Source organism: Thalassospira indica (assembly GCF_003403095.1).
GTDB classification, from domain to species: Bacteria; Pseudomonadota; Alphaproteobacteria; order Rhodospirillales; family Thalassospiraceae; genus Thalassospira; species Thalassospira indica.
Genome location: NZ_CP031555.1, coordinates 1464862 through 1485502 on the forward strand (window position 1 = coordinate 1464862; position 20641 = coordinate 1485502).

General features: G+C 55.5%; 17 protein-coding genes. 5 read left to right on the forward strand and 12 right to left on the reverse strand.

What is annotated here, in order from left to right:
• Positions 1-382 precede the first annotated feature (382 nt).
• Entirely contained in the window at positions 383-1930 is a 1548-nt protein-coding gene (locus DY252_RS06890) for a CYTH and CHAD domain-containing protein (protein WP_064789366.1), read from the forward strand.
• A gap of 37 nt (positions 1931-1967) precedes the next feature.
• On the opposite strand, the gene DY252_RS06895 is transcribed toward DY252_RS06890, so the two are convergent.
• Both DY252_RS06895 and pdxR read right to left on the reverse strand, forming a co-directional pair.
• The gene (locus DY252_RS06895; RefSeq protein ID WP_064789365.1) at positions 1968-3446 is read right to left on the reverse strand and encodes a cryptochrome/photolyase family protein; all 1479 of its coding nucleotides are present in this window, start codon (positions 3444-3446) and stop codon (positions 1968-1970) included.
• Between the two features lie 119 nt (positions 3447-3565).
• On the reverse strand, positions 3566-5086 hold the full coding sequence (pdxR, locus tag DY252_RS06900) for a MocR-like pyridoxine biosynthesis transcription factor PdxR (protein ID WP_064789364.1): 1521 nt from the start codon (positions 5084-5086) through the stop codon (positions 3566-3568).
• Positions 5087-5203: 117 nt separating this feature from the next.
• Here pdxR and DY252_RS06905 point away from each other — a divergent pair, with 117 nt between their 5' ends.
• Complete coding sequence (locus DY252_RS06905) at positions 5204-5848, forward strand: pyridoxamine 5'-phosphate oxidase family protein (RefSeq protein ID WP_064789363.1); 645 nt, start codon at positions 5204-5206, stop codon at positions 5846-5848.
• Between the two features lie 66 nt (positions 5849-5914).
• On the opposite strand, the gene DY252_RS06910 is transcribed toward DY252_RS06905, so the two are convergent.
• On the reverse strand, positions 5915-6823 hold the full coding sequence (locus tag DY252_RS06910; protein ID WP_064789362.1) for a pseudouridine-5'-phosphate glycosidase: 909 nt from the start codon (positions 6821-6823) through the stop codon (positions 5915-5917).
• A 222-nt stretch (positions 6824-7045) separates the two neighbouring features.
• Here DY252_RS06910 and DY252_RS06915 point away from each other — a divergent pair, with 222 nt between their 5' ends.
• Positions 7046-8239: an MFS transporter gene (locus DY252_RS06915; protein ID WP_064789361.1), complete on the forward strand. Its 1194-nt coding sequence runs from the start codon at positions 7046-7048 to the stop codon at positions 8237-8239.
• Between the two features lie 79 nt (positions 8240-8318).
• On the opposite strand, the gene ilvC is transcribed toward DY252_RS06915, so the two are convergent.
• The 4 genes from ilvC to miaA all read right to left on the reverse strand — a co-directional run bounded on the left by ilvC (position 8319) and on the right by miaA (position 12955).
• Complete coding sequence (gene ilvC / locus DY252_RS06920; RefSeq protein ID WP_008891746.1) at positions 8319-9338, reverse strand: ketol-acid reductoisomerase; 1020 nt, start codon at positions 9336-9338, stop codon at positions 8319-8321.
• 116 nt (positions 9339-9454) lie between these two features.
• Positions 9455-9964, reverse strand: coding sequence for an acetolactate synthase small subunit (ilvN, locus tag DY252_RS06925; protein WP_008891745.1), 510 nt, complete (start codon positions 9962-9964; stop codon positions 9455-9457).
• A gap of 106 nt (positions 9965-10070) precedes the next feature.
• Complete coding sequence (locus DY252_RS06930; protein WP_008891744.1) at positions 10071-11834, reverse strand: acetolactate synthase 3 large subunit; 1764 nt, start codon at positions 11832-11834, stop codon at positions 10071-10073.
• Positions 11835-11986: 152 nt separating this feature from the next.
• A complete protein-coding gene (gene miaA / locus DY252_RS06935; protein WP_064789360.1) occupies positions 11987-12955 on the reverse strand; it encodes a tRNA (adenosine(37)-N6)-dimethylallyltransferase MiaA in 969 nt (322 codons plus the stop codon).
• A gap of 206 nt (positions 12956-13161) precedes the next feature.
• Between miaA and serB the strand changes: the two genes are divergently transcribed.
• Positions 13162-14052 (forward strand): phosphoserine phosphatase SerB, encoded by an 891-nt coding sequence (serB, locus tag DY252_RS06940; RefSeq protein WP_064789359.1) that lies wholly within the window; start codon positions 13162-13164, stop codon positions 14050-14052.
• A gap of 77 nt (positions 14053-14129) precedes the next feature.
• Here the strand turns inward: serB and DY252_RS06945 are convergent, their stop codons facing one another.
• The 4 genes from DY252_RS06945 to hflK form a co-directional block, all read right to left on the reverse strand.
• Positions 14130-15623 carry a DegQ family serine endoprotease gene (locus tag DY252_RS06945; RefSeq protein WP_064789358.1) on the reverse strand — a complete coding sequence of 498 codons (1494 nt, stop codon included), beginning with the start codon at positions 15621-15623 and terminating at the stop codon, positions 14130-14132.
• Positions 15624-15836: 213 nt separating this feature from the next.
• A complete protein-coding gene (locus tag DY252_RS06950) occupies positions 15837-16028 on the reverse strand; it encodes a DUF2065 domain-containing protein (RefSeq protein ID WP_008891737.1) in 192 nt (63 codons plus the stop codon).
• Positions 16029-16143: 115 nt separating this feature from the next.
• The gene (hflC, locus tag DY252_RS06955) at positions 16144-17016 is read right to left on the reverse strand and encodes a protease modulator HflC (protein WP_064779519.1); all 873 of its coding nucleotides are present in this window, start codon (positions 17014-17016) and stop codon (positions 16144-16146) included.
• Positions 17016-18143, reverse strand: a complete 1128-nt coding sequence (gene hflK / locus DY252_RS06960) for an FtsH protease activity modulator HflK (protein WP_064779518.1) — start codon at positions 18141-18143, stop codon at positions 17016-17018. The genes hflC and hflK overlap by 1 nt, the downstream gene beginning before the upstream one ends.
• Before the next feature lie 331 nt (positions 18144-18474).
• Between hflK and DY252_RS06965 the strand changes: the two genes are divergently transcribed.
• Positions 18475-19659, forward strand: a complete 1185-nt coding sequence (locus tag DY252_RS06965; protein ID WP_064789357.1) for an Mrp/NBP35 family ATP-binding protein — start codon at positions 18475-18477, stop codon at positions 19657-19659.
• Positions 19660-19785: 126 nt separating this feature from the next.
• Here DY252_RS06965 and DY252_RS06970 read toward each other — a convergent pair whose 3' ends face one another.
• Complete coding sequence (locus DY252_RS06970; RefSeq protein WP_064789356.1) at positions 19786-20571, reverse strand: substrate-binding periplasmic protein; 786 nt, start codon at positions 20569-20571, stop codon at positions 19786-19788.
• Positions 20572-20641: the final 70 nt, after the last annotated feature.

The following is a 20641-nucleotide window of genomic DNA, read 5'->3' on the forward strand; positions in this document are numbered from 1 at the left end:
ACTGACAAAACGCAATTCGCAAACGGTGCGAAACTGTTATCAATATATGACGGTGCAACCGTTCAGAATCGCCCTTGCATCAACGACTTGAAAGGGTCTGTGTCAGGGGTGAATGCGCAAGGTATGTGCAAGCAACCTGCATCAAGTGAACCTGATTGCCCCTATTTGTTTTCAAATGAAAACAGAGGGTTGTGCAAAATGCTGATCGGTCTTTTAAGGCTTGATTTTGGGGGCGTTTCTGCCTTTTGTTGCGAAAATCTTACATTCCGCTACCATCATTCCCGCTTCTTGTTTCAAACCGCTGAAACATAAAATTGGTTACTACTTGGTGGCGGAACAGCGCGACGTCGCGCTGTGACAATAACTCGCTTAGGGGAACCAGATGGCCGAGAAGCAGATCGAGATCGAACTCAAACTTCGCATCGATCCGAAACATGTCGCGCGTCTTAAAAACGCGCCGGTCCTGCGCGAGGTCAAGGAAGGTCGTCGTCTGGTGACCACGCACCTTGCCTCCATCTATCATGACACGCCGAAACTCTCGCTGGCTGAAAAGGGCCTGGCGGTTCGTCTGCGCAAGAAGGGCGCGACTGGTTGGGAGCAGACCATCAAGGCGACCAACGGCCTGCGTGAGGCCCTGCCCGAGCGTAATGAATGGACGGTCGAGCTTGAGGAAGGTGTTCTTGATCTTGATCGGTTTACCGACAAGGACGTCAAAAAGCTTCTTAAGAAGTTTGTGAAGAAAAAGAAGATCGACCGCATTTTCGAAAGCGATCTTAAACGCGGGGCAGTGGATCTGACCTATCGCGATGCAGTGATTGAGCTTGCCATCGATCAGGGTGTTGTCCGATCTGGGGAGAAGGAAGTGCCGATCTCCGAGGTCGAGTTCGAGCTCAAGGAAGGCCATCCGGCGGCCCTTTTTGACCTTGCACTCGAGCTGCAACGCACCGTGCCGCTGTTACTGAGCATGCGGTCCAAGGCGTCGCGCGGACGTGACCTGTATCTTGGCAATGGGCCGGGTGCCTATCGTGCCGCCGCAGTACAGCTTACCCCGGATATGTCGGCGGAAACCGCGTTTCGTGCCGTGATCGCGCAAGGGCTTCGTATGATCCTCAGCAACGAAGTCTGTGTGCGTCAGGACCTTGATATCGAAGGCTGCCATCAGATGCGGGTGGGCATGCGCCGCCTGCGCGTGGCCCTGAACCTGTTTAAGAAAAACCTGCCCGCGGGCGAGGCCGTATTGCTGCGCCGGTTGTTGAAACTGTGCAGCAAGGGGCTTGATGGCCTGCGCGATTGGGATGTGTTCCTGACCGAGACTCTGCCAATGATCGAGGAACGCTTCCCCGATCACGCGGGTGTGGCGGAGCTGCGCAAGGCCGCTGAAAAGCAACGCGAAGCCGCCCTTGCCAACGCACGGCACATGCTCGATCAGCCGGAATACGGGCAGTTGCTTTTGCTGCTTGGCGCATGGGCAAGCTATTCGCGCTGGGCATCAGGAGCCAGTGCCGCGCAAATGAAGGCGATGGCCGCACCGGTTTCGGAAATGGCCGAACCGCTTTTGGAGCAGGCCTATAAACGGGTCACCAAACGCGGTGATCACGTTGCGGGTCTGACAACGCCACAGCTTCATGCGCTTCGTCTTGATGTCAAACAGATGCGCTATGGGACGGAGTTCTTCGGGGCCATTTACGGTTCGAAAAAGGTCAAGAAGTTCCGCAGCAAATTGACGACGATGCAGGAAATCCTGGGCCAGCTTCAGGACGCCGCCGTTGCCGAGGCCCGTTTGATGGCACTTGCACCACAGCTTTCAAAAGACGGGATGATTGCGGTCGGTCTGATATCGGGCTGGTTCGGCGCACGTGCCGATCATCGTCTTGAGGGCATCGAAGACGCCATGCACGATTTCATCGATCAGAAGGTTTTCTGGAAATAGGCACCGGGTGCACCGGTAACGCGAAAGGCTGTCGGGATCACCCGGCAGCCTTTTTCATATCCTGATAGGCTTCAAGAGCCCGCTCGCGGCCTTCCTTGAGCCCTATCAGGGGCTCGGGGTAGGTTTTCCCCAACGTTACGCCAGCGGCCTTGAGGATGAGCGGGGAGGCCTCCCACGGTTTGTGGATATATTGTTCGGGCATGTCACGCAGTTCCGGTACCCATTGGCGGACATACTCGCCCTTCGGATCAAATTTTTCGCCCTGAAGCACCGGGTTGAAAATGCGGAAATAGGGGGCCGCATCGGCCCCGCAGCCGCCGATCCATTGCCATGAAAACGGATTGTTGGCCGGGCAGGCATCAACAAGCGTGTCGTCAAACCACGCCAGACCATCGCGCCAATGGATCAAAAGGTGTTTTACTAGGATCGAACCGACAATCATCCGCACCCGGTTATGCATATAGCCCGTATGCCAAAGTTCGCGCATGCCGGCATCGACAATCGGAAAACCTGTCTGGCCTTTTTGCCAAGCGCGAAGGCCCTTTGCGTCATCTGACCACGGGAAATGCTTGAACTGGCCCTGAAGTGGCACAGAACGCAGATCGGTTCCATGATACAGGATGTGATGGGCGAATTCCCGCCAGCCAAGTTCGGCGATGAATTTCGAGGCGGTCTTGCCCTTGCCCGGGTTGGCATCGGCATAGTGGTTGGCTGCATGCCAGACCTGATAGGGGCTGATTTCACCAAAGCGCAAATGCGGCGAGAGCTCCGACGTTACCCGGCGGTCCGGGCGATCGCGCATATCGGTATAATCGGTAAGACGATCATCGATAAACTCAAAAAGTTGATCTTTGGCACCCTGTTCGCCCGGGGTGAAACGCTCCTCAAGGCCGCCGGCCCAATTCACCGGCTTTGGCGACAGGTCAAAGTCTGTGATGTTGATTTGTCCATCAACCTCGCCCTTGAATAACGCAAGGCTTTCTGGGGCGGACTTTGGTTCGCGCGGGGTGGGGAGCTTCTGGCAGGCCCGCCAGAACGGGCTATAGACCTTGAAATCGGTGCCTGATCCGGTTTTAACGTCCCACGGTTCAAACAAAAGGTTGGCCTTGTGACTTTCGCAGGTCAGGCCGTGGTCCTGAAGGGCTGCCTTGATGTCGGTATCGCGCTTGGTCGATGGATTGTCATAAAGCCGGTTCCAGAACACCGCCTTGACCGGTTTGTCATCGGCAAGGGTTTCCAGAACGGTTTTTGCTTCCCCCTTAAACAGGCGAAGGGCGCGATCAGACTTTGTGTCGCCAAGACCGGCGATATCGCGGTTCAGCGCGGTCAGGCTTTTTTCCAGCCACCATTTCGTCGCGCCACCCAATTGATCCGAAATCACGTCATCCAGGATGAAAACTGGAAGGACAGCACCGTCATGTTCCTTGGCCCATTTGACGGCTGCCAAAAGGGCCGGATTGTCCGCCAGTCGAAGGTCGTTTCGAAACCACATCACGGCGATCGTGCGTTCGGTCATCTGTCTTCCTGTGTTTTTTTGGCGCATTTCGGGGGGATTGTAAGCCGGAGGGGAGAGAGCGTCACGACTGTGACAGCATCTAGAGGGAAGTCATGCCGCTCTCTCTGGCTCGGGGTACATCAAGACTTACGTCTGATGGTTCTGACCAGTTCACTGAAACTTTCCGAAAGCACATCTTTTTTCCATCCGGCGAAACCAAGCACAAGACCGCACACGGGTTCCGGCCCACTTTTTGACCGGGGATCGTGGAAATACGAAGATAATGCACGACAATCAAGGTCCGCCTTCACCAAGGCTTCCTGCATTTCTATGTCGTCCTGATCCCCGATCAAACGGGCACAAAGATGCAATCCCCCGTCCGAAGGCATTACCGACAGAATATCGGATGCGTCCGCCGTGATCAGGTTCTTAAGGTGCGAACGCCGTTCGCCGTAGCGCAGGCGCATTTTCCGGACGTGACTGCCAAAATGCCCCTCGGCGAAAAAGGCGCCAAGGGTTGCCTGTGTTGTCGGTGCCGGAACACCATCAGCAAAACCGCGAATGCCGCGAAAGGCCGGAACCAGTGCCGGCGGCAACACAAGGTAACCAAGCCGGATACCGGGAAACAGTACGCGCGAAAACGTGCCGACATAAATCACCCGATTGTCGGTATCCAGTCCTTGCAGGGATGACAGCGGCGGCCCGTCATAGCGATACTCGCTGTCATAGTCATCCTCGACAATCCAGGCATCATTATCCTGCGCCCACTGCAAAAGGGCGAGGCGCCGGGCAAGCGAAAGCGTCGTACCCAATGGATAGTTACGCGATGGTGTGGTGACCACGATCCGGGCCGGGGAAAGCGTTTGGGCAAGGCCTTCGATGTCGAGCCCATCCTCATCAACCGTAATCGGCTGAACCACAGCACCACTTGACGCCAGAACGCCCCGAATGCCCTCATAGCCCGGGTCTTCGGTGGCGATGATATCGCCGGGATCGACAAGGGCACGTGCGGCAAGGTCAAGCGCCTGCTGCGCGCCCGAAACAATCATCACCTGATCGGCATTGCAATTCACCCCGCGTGATTGCCGAAGCCATTTGGCAATTTCAGAACGCAGCAACGGCAATCCAAGCGGATCATCAGGAATGGTCAGATCAATATCCGGCGCCCGCCAAGACCGGCGCAACAGCCGCGCCCAAAGATCAAATGGAAATGCATCCAGATCGGGTGTTGCCGGGTTAAATGGCCGCGCCACCCGAAAGCGCGCAAAGCGGCGCTGATAGGTCAGCATGCGCTGGGCACTTTGACTAAGGCGTATCGGGCGGTCATTTGCCGTCTGGGATTTTTTGTTCGTGCCGTTGTCGTCTGTCTGCATATCCCGGTCGGGTAGGCTGCTGGCGACAAAACTTCCGGCGCCGACCCGGGTTTCAAGATAGCCTTCCGATGTCAGCAGATCGAAGCTGGTCACCACCGTATTGCGCGAAATACCAAGTGATTTGGCCAGATCCCGACTGGCCGGAAGGCGTTCGCCCGGATGCAAGCGGCCATCAAGAATTGCCGATCTGATGCCGTGATAGAGGCGACGATAGGCGGTCGTTTCACCCGGGTCCTCTGCATTCCCGAACTGGCTGGGATAAATCCAGCTATAATCACTGCGTGTCATGGGGCATGGTGCCTCGATCAAATTGGTTCTATCAATTTTATTATAATGGACCTTTTGAAAAGTCCAATTTGATCCATGATCGGGCCAGTTTTGTCACCAGTTTGAATATGAGCCGCCATGTCTGATCAATATGAAGTCCATCCCCACACCAAAGTCGTCCGGGGCCCTAATCGCGCCAGTTATAACCTTACACAAATCCACGACATCATTGATGACGCGTTGATTTGTCACGTTGGCACCGTGGTCAATGGTCGCCCGGCAATGATCCCGACCGCCCATTGGCGGGTGGGGGAACGCATTTACATCCACGGCGCGTCAAAGAACCGTATTCTCGCGGCCATTGCCGATGGGGCAGAGGCGTGTCTGTGCATCACCCACTTGGATGGTCTGGTGATGGCCCGTTCGGCGTTTCATCATTCGGCCAATTACCGCTCGGTCGTTATTTATGGCAAAGGAACGGTGGTGAGTGATGACGCCGAAAAGATGGAACATTCCCGACTGTTTACCGAAAAACTGGAGCCGGGGCGGTGGGATCACATCCGTCATCCCAACAAACAGGAACTCAAGGCGACCATGTTCCTGGGCTTTGATCTGGACCAGGTTTCGGCAAAGGTCCGTGCCGGGGATCCGGTCGATGACGATGAAGACTATGACTGGTCTGTCTGGGCCGGTGTCTTGCCATGCACAACGACGTGGGGCGCACCGGTTGATGATGCGCGCATCAAGCCCGGGTTTGAGGGCAAAGGATATCAGCGCGGTTAAACGCAAAACAGGCTGGCAGATTGGCCAGCCTGTTTCTTTTGGTCTTTAAGGGATGCCCTGTGCCGATCAGTCGACCATGGCAGCGGCAATTTTCGCACCAAGGCGGGCGTTGTTGCGCACAAGCGCGATGTTGGCTTCAAGGCTTTTGCCCTTGGTCAACTCGGTGACGCGGGCCAGCAGGAACGGGGTCACATCGCGCCCCTGAATGCCTTTTTCCTTGGCCTCGATCAGGGCGTCTTCAATTGCCCCTTCGATGGCTTCACGCGCCAGTGCCTTGTCGGCTTCTGGCGGGTTGCCAATGACGGCGCCACCCTCAAGGCCGAATTCCCATTTCGAATTGAGGAAAGCGGCAAGTTCTTCGGGGGTATCAAGGCGAAGCGGCGCCTTCTGACCGCTTTCAACCGAATAGAATGCCGGGAATTCATCGGTGCCATAGGCAATAACCGGCACGCCAAGCGTTTCAAGATGTTCAAGCGTTTTGGGGATATCAAGGATCGCCTTGGCCCCGGCGCAGACAACCGCAACACTGGTTTTGCCAAGTTCGGTCAAATCGGCCGAAACATCGAAATTACCGGCAAGGTCACGATGCACCCCGCCAATACCGCCGGTGGCAAAGACGCGAATGCCAGCCTTTTCCGCCAGGATCATGGTTGCTGATACGGTGGTGGCGCCGTCACGTTTCTTGGCAAGGCAATAGGGGATGTCACGGCGCGACAGTTTAAGAATGTCGGTTCCCTTGGCGAAATATTCCAGTTCCTCGGGTGAAAGCCCGATTTTGCAACGACCGCCGATTACGGCGATGGTGGCCGGGATCGCACCGTTATCGCGCACATCCTGTTCAACCGCACGTGCGGTTTCCAGGTTCTGCGGATAGGGCATGCCATGGGAAATGATGGTTGATTCAAGGGCAACAACAGGCTTGCCTGCGGCAAAGGCCTCTGCGACCTCGGGGGCGATATCAATATAGTCCGACATTCCGATATGCTCATATCTGGTTTAAAGTTTTAAAGGCCAGAATTAAACAGATCGGCCTTTGAAATCCAGCGTAAAGCAGGGTGTTTTGCGAATGGCTGCTGTGCGTTGCGGGGGCAGCCGATGCCGCGTCGGCACGGCACCTGTGTCAGGCACTGCATTGTAAGTCTCTGATTTGGCGGCTATCGTAAACCCACCACCAACCCGTTCAAGGCCCATCTGAGAATGCATTCCAAGCCCACCCTGACGACCGGCCTCCTGATCTTTATGGCGGTCGGAAGCGGCCTGTCCGTTGCCAGTCTTTATTATGTTCAGCCATTGCTGGAACTGCTTGCCCGCGAATATGGGCTGAGTGAAACCAGTGCCGGTTTCTTGGTGACGGTGGCGCAGCTTGGCTATCTGACCGGGTTGATTGCTGTGGTGCCGCTGGGTGATCATCATGAACGGCGCAAATTGTTAACCGTGACCTCGGCCCTGACCGCGCTCGGGTTACTGGCGATGGGGCTGGCACCGTCATTTTTGATGTTGGTGGTGTTTAGTATTTCGGTCGGGATCACCTGTGTGACTGCACAAATCCTTGTGCCGCTCGCTGCCCACCTGGCGACGGATGACAAGCGTGGATCGGCGGTGGGGGCGGTGATGAGTGGCCTGTTGCTGGGCATTCTTCTGGCCCGGACGTTTTCGGGCATCATGGCAGAGCTTGCCGGATGGCGGTCGGTGTTTATTGCCGCCTCGGTCCTGATGGCGATTTATGCGGTGGCGTGTTACCGGATCATTCCGCATATCCCGCCGACCTCGCATACCAGTTACCGCACGCTGTATCTTTCGATCCTGCATCTGTTTCGTGATGAACCGGTCTTGCGCCGCCGCAGCCTGATTGGCGGATTGCAATATGCTGTGTTCGGGATTTTCTGGACCTCGATGGCGTTCATGCTGGTGCGCCAATATGGCATGTCCGAAGCGGTGATCGGGCTTTATGGCCTGATTGGCGCAATCGGTATCCTGGCGGCCCGCATTGCCGGAAAGCTCGCCGACAGGGGTTGGGCGCGGCTCAGCACCGGTGCTTTCCTGATGACCACCGTATCAAGCTGGGGGCTGCTGTATTGGGGGCAATGGTCGCTGATTGCTTTTACGCTTGGTGTGGTGCTGATCGATCTGGGCATTCAGGGGGCGCATATCTCAAACCAGAGTGAAGTCTATCGCCTCAACCCTGAGGCCCGCAGCCGTCTGACCACGGGCTATATGGCCAGTTATTTCCTTGGGGGTGCCTGTGGCTCCGCCAGTTCGGCCATTGCCTATGGCATGGGCGGCTGGCCTGCCGTGGTGGTTCTTGGCGCGGGGGTGTCGGTCCTGTGTGTTGTGATCTGGGCTGCGACCGAGTTGCGCTTCCCGGTTAAACAGATGAGACACGGCGGATAAGCCAAACCCGAAATGCTCAAAGCAAAACGGCCGCCCCATCGGGACGGCCGTTTGCGCAAAAAAGGGATCTAAGCTGTGCTTAGTTCTTTTCTTTGTCGACGAGCTGGTTTGCAGCAATCCACGGCATCATCGCGCGCAGTTTGGTACCAACTTCTTCGATTTCGTGTTCAGCATGCAGACGACGGGTTGCCTTGAACATCGGCTGACCACAATGCATTTCCTGAACGAAGTCACGGACGAACTTGCCTTCCTGAATGTCGGTAAGAACTTCTTTCATGCGTTCTTTGACAGACGGATCGATCACGCGCGGGCCGGTGACATAGTCGCCATATTCTGCGGTGTTGGAGATCGAGTAACGCATGTTGGCCATACCGCCTTCATACATCAGGTCAACGATCAGCTTAACTTCGTGCAGGCACTCGAAATATGCCATTTCCGGTGCATAGCCGGCCTCGGTCAGGGTTTCGAAGCCGTATTTGATCAGCTGGGTCAGACCGCCGCAAAGAACAGCCTGTTCACCGAATAGGTCGGTTTCGCACTCTTCACGGAAGGTGGTTTCGATCACGCCCGAACGACCGCCACCGATTGCCGATGCATAGGACAGAGCAACTTCAAGCGCGTTGCCAGATGCGTTCTGTTCAATAGCTACGAGGCACGGAACACCGCCGCCACGCTTGTATTCGGAACGAACCGTGTGGCCAGGACCCTTCGGTGCGATCATCATGACGTCAAGATCAGCGCGCGGCTCGATCAGGCCGAAATGCACGTTCAGACCGTGTGCGAACAGAAGGGCAGCACCCTGTTTCAGGTTGTCGCGCAGCTCATCAGCATAGATCGCAGCCTGATGTTCATCCGGGGTCAGCATCATGACAACGTCTGCCCAAGCAGCAGCTTCGGCCGGGGTCATGGTTTTCAGACCGGCAGCTTCGGCTTTCTTGCGCGAGCTGGAGCCTTCACGAAGACCAACAACAACTTCCTTAACGCCGGAATCATGGAGGTTCAGCGCATGGGCGTGGCCCTGCGAACCGTAACCAATGATGGCAACTTTTTTGGATTTGATCAGATTAACATCTGCATCGCGGTCGTAATAAACACGCATCTTTCGATACCTCTGGACGTTGGACCACGCTGATTTTCATGCGTGGCGGATGGTAATAATTATTATGGGGCAGGCCCCAATGCCGTACCCGATGCGGATCACCGGGCAGGGCAAACTCACATCGTCAGTGTGCCGCGCGAAATCGCTGCCACACCGGTACGCGAAATTTCCGAAAGCCCAAGCGGCTCCATCAATTTGATGAAGGCGTCGATTTTTTCAGGGCTGCCGATGATTTCATACACGAAGGAATTGTTGGTCGCATCCACTGCACGCGCCTTGAAGATGTCGGCAATGCGCAGGGATTCCACACGTTTTTCACCCGTTGCGATCACTTTGACCAGGGCAAGCTCGCGCTCGACACTTGGCCCGGCAAGGGTCAGGTCACTGACCTTGTGCACCGGAACAAGACGCGAAAGCTGTGCCTTGATCTGTTCGATCACCATCGGGGTGCCCGAGGTAACCACGGTGATGCGCGACTGGTGGGCGTCGGCGTCGACTTCGGCAACGGTCAGGCTTTCAATGTTATAGCCACGACCGGAAAACAGCCCGATTACACGGGCCAGAACGCCGGACTCGTTATCCACCAGAACGGATATGGTGTGTTTCGAAATTTCGGTTTCTTTCACGGTTTCGCTCCGCTAGGGCTCGGTCGGGGCAGAACGTGCCGCCCGCGCCGGCCTTTTCATTTTGATGTGATGGGATCAATTCGCACAGATTGTTTGTTTGTGCGGATCAGACCAGAACCATCCCTTCGTCGGAATCAATGGCTTCGTCGCCGTTGGTTTCCTGCCCAAGCAGCATTTCATTGTGCGGCTTGCCCGATGGAATCATCGGATAGCAGTTTTCCTTGTCATCGACAGCGACGTCCAAAATCACCGGACCATCAATTTCCAGCATCTTCTTGATGGCATCATCAAGATCAGCCGGGTTATTGCAGGTCATGCCGGTGAAGCCAAAGGCTTCGGACAGTTTGACGAAGTCGGGCAGGGTTTCGCTATAGCTTTCGGAATAGCGCGACCCGTGCAGAAGCTGCTGCCACTGACGGACCATGCCCATATAACGGTTGTTCAGGATCACGGTTTTGATTGGCAGACGATACTGCGTCATCGTCGCGCATTCCTGAATGTTCATCATGATCGACGCATCACCGGTAAAGCAGACCACGGTCGCATCCGGATGGGCAACCTGAACGCCAAGGGCAGCGGGCATGCCATAGCCCATGGTGCCCAGACCACCGGACGTCATCCATTCATACGGATGTTCGAACCCGAAATGCTGGGCGGCCCACATCTGGTGCTGGCCAACGTCGGTGGTGATATAGGTCTTGCGATCACGGGTGAGCGCATGAACACGGCGGATAACGTGCTGCGGCTTGATAACGTCGGTCGGCTGTTTGTAGGATAGGCAGTGTTTGCTGCGCCATCCTTCAATTTCTTTCCACCAGCTATCAAGTGCGTTTGCTTCGATCTTGTACTGCTTGGCTTTCCAGATCTTGATCATGTCTTCAAGAACATGGCCAACATCGCCAACGATCCCGATATCGACCGGAACGTTCTTGTTGATCGAGCTCTGATCAATGTCGACTTGGATTTTCTGCGAATTTGGCGCAAAGAAATCGAGGTTGCCGGTCACACGGTCATCGAAACGCGCACCGATGGCGACCATGACATCGCAATCATGCATCGACATGTTTGCTTCGTAGGTGCCGTGCATGCCGAGCATGCCAAGATACTGCTTGTCGGACGCCGGATAAGCACCCAGCCCCATTAGGGTCAGCGTGATCGGCGCACCGGTCATGCGGGTGAACTCGGTCAGAAGCTTGCAGGCCTGCATGCCGGAATTGATAACCCCGCCGCCGCAATACAGGATCGGCTTTTTCGCCGATGCCAGCATTTCCATGGCTTCTTCGATCTGGCTGCGTTCGCCCTTGACCACCGGGTTATAGGTGCGGTGCTGAACCTGTGCCGGTTCCAGATACGGTGCCTTGCCAACCAGAATGTCCTTGGGAAGGTCGATAACGACCGGGCCCGGACGGCCGCTTGAGGCGACGTGGAAGGCTTCATGCATCGTGCGTGCCAGACGATCCGGATTTTTCACCAGATAGTTATGCTTGGTGCACGGGCGGGTAATGCCGGTGGTGTCGGCTTCCTGGAAGGCATCATTCCCGATCAAATGGGTCGGGACCTGACCTGTCAGGCAGACAACTGGAATGGAATCCATCAACGCGTCGGTAAGGCCCGTAACGGCGTTTGTCGCACCCGGTCCCGAGGTCACCAGCACAACGCCGACCTTGCCGGTCGAGCGGGCGTAACCTTCAGCAGCGTGGACAGCAGCCTGTTCATGGCGCACGAGAACGTGACGAATCCGGTTCTGTTTAAATATCTCGTCATATAGCGGTAGGACAGCGCCGCCAGGATAGCCGAACACGACTTCCACACCCTGATCAGCAAGGGCCTGCAACACTACTTCCGAACCGCTTAAAATACGTTCTGCCATGATTTTCGAGCCTCTTTACTTAGCGACAACAACGTGTCGCGTGATAACCGCGTGATTGAAACATGATCCAATTATCCTCGAATTGGAGTTGAAAAATCCGCCTAAACGGCGGTTTTCCGCCATTTCGGCGGGGGAAGGGCCAACCTATCGCCTCACTTTGGCGTGGTCAACAGAAATTGGTTAACATCATGACGCATTTTTGCTGCCAAACTTTCCGAATATTGCGCGTCGATGATTTCCTTGGCTAACATTTGGTGCCTGAACCAGGTTAATTGCCGCTTTGCGTAACGTCTGGTTTCGCGCTGGGATTTCTTTTTGGCGGTGGCCAGATCAATCTCCCCGGCAAGGTAAGCTGCGATCTCGCGCACGCCGACAGCCTTCATAACCGGCGCTGTTTCAGGCAATTCCAATGCAAGCAGCCCTTTGACCTCGTCAATGGCACCCTGTTCAATCATCAGATCAAAACGCCGGTTGCAGCGGTCATACAGAATGTCGCGCGGTGGCATGTAACAAAGTTTCTTGAATTTCATGTTCTCGGGCGGCGTGATCACCGGTTCCTTGTGCCAGCTTGCCAATCCGCGGCCGGTATGGGCAAAAACCTCGGCGGCGCGAATCAGTCGCTGGGTATTGCTGCCATCAAGGTTGGCGGCGGTTTCAGGATCATCAGCCTGAAGTTTGGCAAAAAACGCCGCATGACCAAGTTCTTCAAGCTCGGTTGTGACCTGATCGCGAATCCGTGCCGGAATATCGGGGATCGGTGCGATCCCCTCGGTCAGTGCATTCAGATACATGCCCGTGCCCCCCGCGATGATCGGAAGTTTGCCACTGGCATGACAGTCGGCAATCTCGGCCATCGCCATTTCACGCCACTTACCGGCCGAGCAGGCTTCTCGTCCGGAAAGAACCCCATACAACCGATGCGGCACACGCGCGATTTCACTGTCATCGGGGCGCGCAGACAGCACGCGCAGTTCCTTATAGACCTGCATGCTATCAGCATTGATCACCACCCCGTCAAAGGCCTCCGCCAGATCAAGGGCGAGTGCCGACTTCCCACTGGCGGTCGGGCCAGCAACGATCAGGACAGGGGCAAAAGAACTGCTGGCTTGGATGGCCGACATCAGGGTGCCTTCAGGGTAACGTGTTCAAAGGTCGGCCAGTCTATTGGGTTCGGCGCGACAGGCATAGGAATTTACGAAGCAATTTCATGGCAAATAATGCGTCCTGGCCACGGGGGATGCGAAAGTTCTCTTGCCACAGTCCGGCGCAATTCGGATAAAGGCGACAACATTGTTTTATGCCTTTCCCGCCAAGGAGCCTCGCGACCATGAAATTGGTTCTCACCCTGATTGCCGCCCCGAACTCGAATGCGTTGACCAAGGCCGTGATTGATAACGCGGCAATCGCGCTGACCGGGGCAGGCGCACTGGTCGGGGATGTGACCTGGCTTGCGGAGGGTGAAGCGTGCGATCTGACTTTTGACGGGATCCCGCTTGATGTTGCCGACACGACCCTTTCCGAGGCGGAGCTTCCGGTGGATGCCATCACCCAGAAGGTCGCCACACGTCGCAAGAAGCTTTTGATCGCCGATATGGACAGCACGATTGTCACCGGTGAAACCCTTGATGAACTGGCCGAGTTTGCCGGCGTCAAGGACCGGGTGGCGGCGATCACCGCACGTGCCATGAATGGTGAACTTGATTTCGAAGCCGCTCTTGATGAACGCGTGGGGCTACTTGAAGGCATGTCGACCGAGATGCTGAAAGAAGCCTGGAAAACGGTTGAGTATACCGGCGGTGCAAAGCAACTGGTTGCGACCATGAAGGCCAATGGCGGCTTTGTTGCCCTAGTGTCGGGTGGATTTGATTTCTTTACCGGTGCGGTTCGCGCCGAGCTTGGCTTTGATTACGATCAGGCGAATGTCCTGATTGAAAAGGACGGCAAGCTGACCGGTAAGGTTCAGAAACCGGTTCTGGATCGTCAGGCCAAGGTCGATGCACTTGAAGCCCTGTCCGCCCAGCAAGGCATCACGGTTGATGATGCGATTGCGGTCGGCGATGGCGCCAATGATCTTCAGATGATCTCGCTTGCGGGGACCGGGGTTGCCTTCCACGCCAAACCATCGGTTCAGGAACAGGCGCGCATTTGCATCAATCACGGTGATCTGACCGCGCTTTTGTATTTGCAAGGCTACGCGAAGGCGGACTTCGTTTCGTAAGGCACGAACGGTTCAAACAAAAAGGGCGACCTGATGATCAGGTCGCCCTTTTTTGATATCAACTTAAGCCGGATGGCTTATTCCTCGGTCGAAAGCGTCAGGCCGAAGTAACGCGGGCCAGCCGATGTTTCGATCAACATCAGGATGGTGCGTTTGTCATCGTCAACGGCGGCTTTGACCGCATCGACGACGTCTTCGACCGAATCAACCGAGCTGTGCGAAGCCTCGATGATAATGTCACCCGGGCGAACACCCTTTTCGGCGGCATAACTGTCGCCAGAAACTTCGGTGACGATCACACCTTCGGAGCCTTCGGCAAGATTGTAACGCTGACGCAGGCTTTCATCGACATTGGCGATCTTGATGCCAAGTTCATCGATGCTGGCCTCGGCAACAGCGGGTGCTTGCTCTTCCTGGGAGCTGTCTGCGCTTGTCGCGACGACTTCTTCCTCAAGTTCGCCAAGTTCGACCTGGACGGTCTGCTTTTCGCCATCGCGCCAGATCACAACATCGACATCCTTGCCGATCTTGGTTTCTGCAACGATGCGCGGCAGACGACGCATCGATTCAACCGTTTTGCCATCAAAGGTCAGGATGACGTCACCCTGTTTGATACCGGCTTCCTGGGCCGGGCCATCTTCGGAAACGCCGGCAACCATGGCACCGGTTGCTTCGTCAAGACCAACCGAGTCCGCGATGTCTTCGGTCACGGTCTGGATGTGAACACCCAACCAACCACGACGGGTGCGGCCATATTCCTTAAGCTGCTCGACAACGCTTTGTGCGATGCCTGCCGGAATGGCAAAGCCGATACCGACCGAACCACCAGACGGGGAATAGATCGCGCTGTTAATGCCGATCACGTCACCATCAAGGTTAAACAGCGGACCGCCAGAGTTACCACGGTTGATTGAGGCATCCGTCTGAATGAAGTCATCATACGGGCCCTGATTGATGTCGCGGTTACGTGCAGAAATAATCCCGGCGGTTACCGTACCACCAAGGCCAAACGGGTTACCGATTGCCATGGCCCAGTCACCGATACGTGAACTGTCAGAATCGCCCCATTTGACGAAGGGCAGATCTTCTTTCGGTTCGACCTTAAGCAGGGCGACGTCGGTTTTCGGGTCACGTCCGATCAGTTCGGCATCAAGCGTGTCGCCATCATGCAGGCGCACGGTGATTTCATCGGCACCGTCAATGACGTGGTTGTTGGTGACAATGTAACCATCAGCCGAGATGATAAAGCCCGAACCAAGTGCGGTCGCCCGGCGTCGTTGCGGCGCCGGTCCGCCCTGGCCACCCTGGCCGTTGCGGTCCATAAAATCACGGAAAAGGTCTTCAAATGGCGAGCCGGGAGGGAACTGGAAGTCCGGTCCCTGTCGTTCGGCGACCATCTGGCTTGTGGAAATGTTTACAACAGTCGGCAGAAGCTTTTCGGCCAAGTCTGCGAAACTCTCAGGAGCGGGGCGGGCATTCGCGATCTGCGAAACACTGGTCACGCCAAGGAGAACAATCACCAGTGCGGCGGTTACCTTCGCCCGCACCGGGTTGTATAATGCGTCTAGCATGTGTCTGATCCTGTTCGTTGCCGCGTTCACGGTATGTGTCATTCTCATTGAGCAGCGCGCGGCGGGACTGTATTTCACCCGTCGCTTAAGTAATCAACTTAACCCCGACTTTGGCAGAATTTGGGCGGCACTGGGAAAAATCAAGGAAATGTAAGCACAACATCGTGACGAGGACCGATTGCGCGGCAGTTCCCCTGATCCTGAGCCCGGTTGCTAAAGCCAGGTCCGTACTGCCCATATTCCACCAATCGCGACGACAGCGGCGATCAATCCGCCAATGCGCAACTGCGATTCAGGAATTTCCTGAACAAGCTCCATCACCCTTTTCAGGCCGCCGGGAAACAGCGTGTAAAGCATACCTTCCAACGCGATGGCCAGAAGTATGGCTGTTGCAAGTTCCTTCATGATCAGGGACGTTCCGGCGTTTCTTTGTGATCTGTCAGACGGTCGCCCGACAAATCGAATTTATAAAAACAAAAAGGGCGACCAGCCCAATATGCAGGTCGCCCTTATGTTTTGTCTAGCGGCTTGTCGCTGGGCCAGACTTATTAAAGTACTGGAAAAACTCGCTGTCTGGTGAAAGCACCATGGTCGAGCCGTTATCAAGCGCAATTTTGTAGGCTTCGAGCGAACGATAGAATTCGAAGAATTCCGCGTCCTTGCCATACGCTTTACCCAGGATGACGTTCCGCTGCCCATCGCCTTCACCACGCAGGACTTCGGCCTGACGGTTGGCTTCGGCGATGATGCCGATACGTTCACGATCAGCTTCTGCCTGGATCTTCGCCTTGAGCTCTTCACCTTCTGCGCGAAGCTGTGCGGCTTCGGCAATACGCGAAGAACGCATACGGTTATACACCGCCTGCGACGTTTCCTGCGGAAGGTCGGTACGTCCGATACGAACGTCAATCAGTTCGACACCGAACTCTTCTGCCGGTTTGATCAGGGTCGACTGGATTTTCTCCATGATCTGCGCACGGTTGTCCGAAAGAAGCGTCACAAGCGGGGCCTGTGCCAACTCACCACGGATAACCGAGTTCAGACGCTGACCAAACAGCTGCACAAAGTTGGCAGAGTTGGTTGCGCGCTGACGGAAGATCAACGGATCGATGATTTTCCAACGTGCAAAGCTGTCAACATTGACACGCTTCTGGTCAGACAGAAGAACCTGCTGAACCGGCGGATCAAGTTCCAGAATACGACGTTCGTAATATTCAACGTTCTGGATCGGCAGTTTGAAATGCAGACCCGGTTCGGAAACCGCATGGACCGGATTACCAAACTGAAGAACGAGTGCCTGCTGATCCTGACGCACGGTAAACACGCACATCGAACCAACGACAGCAGCAATAACCAGGACGACGCCAGCGGCAATAAGTTTAGGACTTGCCATTAGTTGTTGCCTCCTGCATTCGCACGTTTCTGAACTTCCGGAAGCGGAAGATACGGGACAACACCGTTACCTTCGCCGTTCTGTTCCATGATGATCTTGTCAGACTTGCTCAAGATCTCCTGCATGGTCTCCAGATACAGACGACGGGTCGTCACATCCTTGGCCGTCAGGAAGGAATTGTAGATGGAGTTAAAGCGTTCTGCTTCACCCTCTGCTTCCTTGGTGACACGATCCTTGTATGCGCGGGCCTGAAGAACCTGACGTTCTGCTTCACCCTTTGCACGCGGGATGATGTCGTTACGATAGGCCAGTGCTTCGTTCTGGGAACGATCACGGTCCTGACGGGCACGCTGCACATCGTTAAAGGCATCGATAACGTCGCGCGGCGGGTCCACTTTCTGCATTTTCACTTCGGCAATGAAAATACCGGACTCATAACCGTCCATGATTTCCTGAAGCAGGGTACGGGTCTGTTCTTCAACCCGGACACGACCAACAGTCAGTGCTTCTTCAAGGTCGGTTTTACCGATGACCTCACGGATCGCACTTTCAGATGCCAGCTTGATGGTGTTTTCAGGATCACGCACGTTAAACAGGTAGGAACCTGCATCGCTGATACGCCACTGAACAACATAATCAATGTCGATGATGTTCTGGTCACCGGTCAGCATCAGGCTTTCTTCGGGCACATCACGCGAACCGTTGGATGTCACCGTGCCTGCACCGCGATAGCCAACCTCGATCTGGTTGGTCCGTTCGACGTTTGGCTTGATGACCTCGCCAATCGGGGCCGGAAGGAAGTAGTTCAGACCCGGACCCGTGGTGCCAACCCATTTGCCGAACAGAAGCGTTACACCCTGTTCGCCCGGCTGGACACGGTAGAAACCGGTCAAGAGCCACAACCCGATTACGGCGATACCGATCAGGACAAAGCCCTTGTATCCGCCACCACCGGGGAACAGCCGTTTAAGACGTTCCTGGCCTTTACGAATCATTTCATCAAAGTCGGGGGGCGTGTTTCCGCCGCCGCCACCACCGGAAGGACGCTGTCCCCACGGGTTCTGGCCGCCACCTTTGTTTCCGCCGCCGCCCCAGGGGCCACCGCCCCCTTGATTATTCCAAGGCATCGAGTTTCTTCCTCTTCTTGCCGTTCGGTGTTTATCTTTGTTTACCGAGCTTGGGGTAAGCCCCAATGCATGCTCCGTCCAACAAGATCAAATTCGCTGATAGAGCCCGGACATGCCGGGAAAATCAGACTTTTTTCTCACCAGTTTTGTACCCAACCTGTGATACGCCGGTTGGTACTGCAACAGATTGTAGCCAAATGCAAACTCACGAAATCTTGTTGGACGGAGCATGCCCTTAGGCCTTATATGACAGGTTGCCTTGCAAAACAATGATACGCGCCTGCAAGTTCTGTGTGACCACGGACTTAAGCCGAAATTTGGAGACCGCAATATGACTTCCCTCAACCGTGAACAGATTACTGCCGCGCTCGATAGCGTAATCGACCCAGTCGACGGCCAATCAATCACAGCCAAGGGCATGGTGCAAGGTATTGATATTCATGATGAAACTGTCAATGTTATGATCGCCGTTGATCCCGAACGCGGCCCCGCCCTCGAAGATTTGCGTCAAGCGGCAGAAAAAGCGGTGGCTGCTGTGAACGGGGTCACAACTGCCCGTGTGGCACTTATCGCAGAGCGTCCCAAAGCCGCCGCCCAGCAAAGCACACAGCCGTCGCAGCCATCACAGCCAAGCCGCCCGGCTCAGCCGGGCCAGCGCCCGCAGGGCGGTGGCCAGATGCCGCTGGAATTGCCGACCGTGCGCAGCATCGTTACCGTGGCGTCCGGCAAGGGTGGGGTGGGTAAATCCACCACCTCGGTCAACCTTGCATTGTCGCTGGTGGCCAAGGGGCTCAAGGTCGGCCTGCTGGATGCCGATATCTATGGGCCGAGCCTGCCGCGCATGATGGGCCTTCGCGATGCCAAGCCTGTGCCGTCCAAAGAACATCAGGGCAAAATGATCCCGCCTTCGGCCTTTGGCATGCGGATCATGTCGATCGGCTTCATGATCGAAGAAGAACAGCCGGTGATCTGGCGTGGTCCGATGGCGATGGGCGCGCTTGAACAGCTTCTGCGCGATACCGACTGGGGCGATCTTGATGTGCTGGTGGTTGATATGCCACCGGGCACGGGCGACATTCAGCTTTCGATGGCGCAGCGCGTCCCGGTGACCGGGGCGGTGATTGTTTCAACGCCGCAGGACATCGCCCTTCTGGATGCGCGCAAGGGCCTGAATATGTTCCGCAAGGTCAATGTGCCGGTGTTCGGCCTGATCGAAAACATGTCCTATTACAAATGCCCGGAATGCGGCCATGTCGATCACATCTTTGATCACGGCGGGGCGCACAAGGCGGCGGATGAACTGGGCGTGCCGTTCCTGGGTGAAATCCCGCTGGACCTTAAAATCCGCCTCGGCGCAGACGAAGGCAAACCGATTGTCCAGACAGAGCCCGAAGGCGAACATAGCAAGGCCTATGGCCTGATTGCCGACAAGATCGCCGCCGCCATCGAAGAACGCGTTGGCCCGCCAGAAGCACCGAAGAAAAAGGGCCTGTTCCCCAAGATCAGCTTCAAATAGTCATACAAAAAAGGCCGCTTCGAATGCGGCCTTTTTTATTGGTATTATTTAACTGCAATCACGCTCTTACCAAGCGCTGAGCGTTCCCGGACATACGGTGCTTGGCGCAAAAACTCCGTCGCGTGATCAATGAAAACCTAAACCGATTGCCTGATTTACGGCATTAGAAATTACGGTTTCGATTGTGCCGTCTTCAATTAACTCGGCGATTGCGCGATTAATCAAGGACAGTGTTGCGATGTCCTTTGACGTTCTGTTGATGGCAATGAAAGTCTGATTCTCGTAAATCGGACTTAGGGCGCGAACGATCTGGTCGTCGAGTTCGAGTTTTTTTATCCAGATATCTCCTGCTTCACGCACCGCGATCACCGCATCAACGCGATTATTCACCAGCATCGCGAAGTTCTGGTCGTCTCCGGCGGCTTCGGATGTTTCGAACAGGCCGGACGTACGGGCGTTATCGAATGCGTCACCGTAACTCCATCCGCGAATAACGCCGACATTCATGCCTGACAGGTCTTCGATTTTGGTCTCACGGTCAAATTCGCCTTTGAGCCGATAGATCATCAAACCTTCGCGGTGAATAGGCTCGCTGAACGCATATTTCTTCTGACGCTCAAGGTTTTTGTATATTCCGGCAACAGCACCATCGCCATTATCCAGATGAAACAGTGCGCGACGCCACGGCACGGGGACAATTTTAACATTGAGTCCAGCGCGGGCAGAGATTGCGCGCACGATATCAGGGTAGATGCCCGCAGCACGTTCGTTCGCGCGATACATGAAGGGAGGATTGGCTTCATCAACATAGATGGTCAAGGCCTGCGCTTGACTTTCAGGCAAGACTGCGACAACGCCCAGAAGAACGCACAACATAAAAGCCCAAAGAATGACCTTGCAGTGACCTTGCATCTTACCCTCGCCGAAGCCCCTGAAAACTTATATGGGGCTATTCATCTGATCCGACAACGGAGTTGTGGTG

Bases quoted from the DNA above. Each gene is read 5' to 3' on its own strand.
- DY252_RS06890 (WP_064789366.1), top strand. From the start codon at position 383: ATGGCCGAGAAGCAGATCGAGATCGAACTCAAACTTCGCATCGATCCG.
- DY252_RS06895 (WP_064789365.1), bottom strand. From the start codon at position 3,446: ATGACCGAACGCACGATCGCCGTGATGTGGTTTCGAAACGACCTTCGA.
- pdxR (WP_064789364.1), bottom strand. From the start codon at position 5,086: ATGACACGCAGTGATTATAGCTGGATTTATCCCAGCCAGTTCGGGAAT.
- DY252_RS06905 (WP_064789363.1), top strand. From the start codon at position 5,204: ATGTCTGATCAATATGAAGTCCATCCCCACACCAAAGTCGTCCGGGGC.
- DY252_RS06910 (WP_064789362.1), bottom strand. From the start codon at position 6,823: ATGTCGGACTATATTGATATCGCCCCCGAGGTCGCAGAGGCCTTTGCC.
- DY252_RS06915 (WP_064789361.1), top strand. From the start codon at position 7,046: ATGCATTCCAAGCCCACCCTGACGACCGGCCTCCTGATCTTTATGGCG.
- ilvC (WP_008891746.1), bottom strand. From the start codon at position 9,338: ATGCGTGTTTATTACGACCGCGATGCAGATGTTAATCTGATCAAATCC.
- DY252_RS06930 (WP_008891744.1), bottom strand. From the start codon at position 11,834: ATGGCAGAACGTATTTTAAGCGGTTCGGAAGTAGTGTTGCAGGCCCTT.
- miaA (WP_064789360.1), bottom strand. From the start codon at position 12,955: ATGTCGGCCATCCAAGCCAGCAGTTCTTTTGCCCCTGTCCTGATCGTT.
- serB (WP_064789359.1), top strand. From the start codon at position 13,162: ATGAAATTGGTTCTCACCCTGATTGCCGCCCCGAACTCGAATGCGTTG.
- DY252_RS06945 (WP_064789358.1), bottom strand. From the start codon at position 15,623: ATGCTAGACGCATTATACAACCCGGTGCGGGCGAAGGTAACCGCCGCA.
- DY252_RS06950 (WP_008891737.1), bottom strand. From the start codon at position 16,028: ATGAAGGAACTTGCAACAGCCATACTTCTGGCCATCGCGTTGGAAGGT.
- hflC (WP_064779519.1), bottom strand. From the start codon at position 17,016: ATGGCAAGTCCTAAACTTATTGCCGCTGGCGTCGTCCTGGTTATTGCT.
- hflK (WP_064779518.1), bottom strand. From the start codon at position 18,143: ATGCCTTGGAATAATCAAGGGGGCGGTGGCCCCTGGGGCGGCGGCGGA.
- DY252_RS06965 (WP_064789357.1), top strand. From the start codon at position 18,475: ATGACTTCCCTCAACCGTGAACAGATTACTGCCGCGCTCGATAGCGTA.
- DY252_RS06970 (WP_064789356.1), bottom strand. From the start codon at position 20,571: ATGCAAGGTCACTGCAAGGTCATTCTTTGGGCTTTTATGTTGTGCGTT.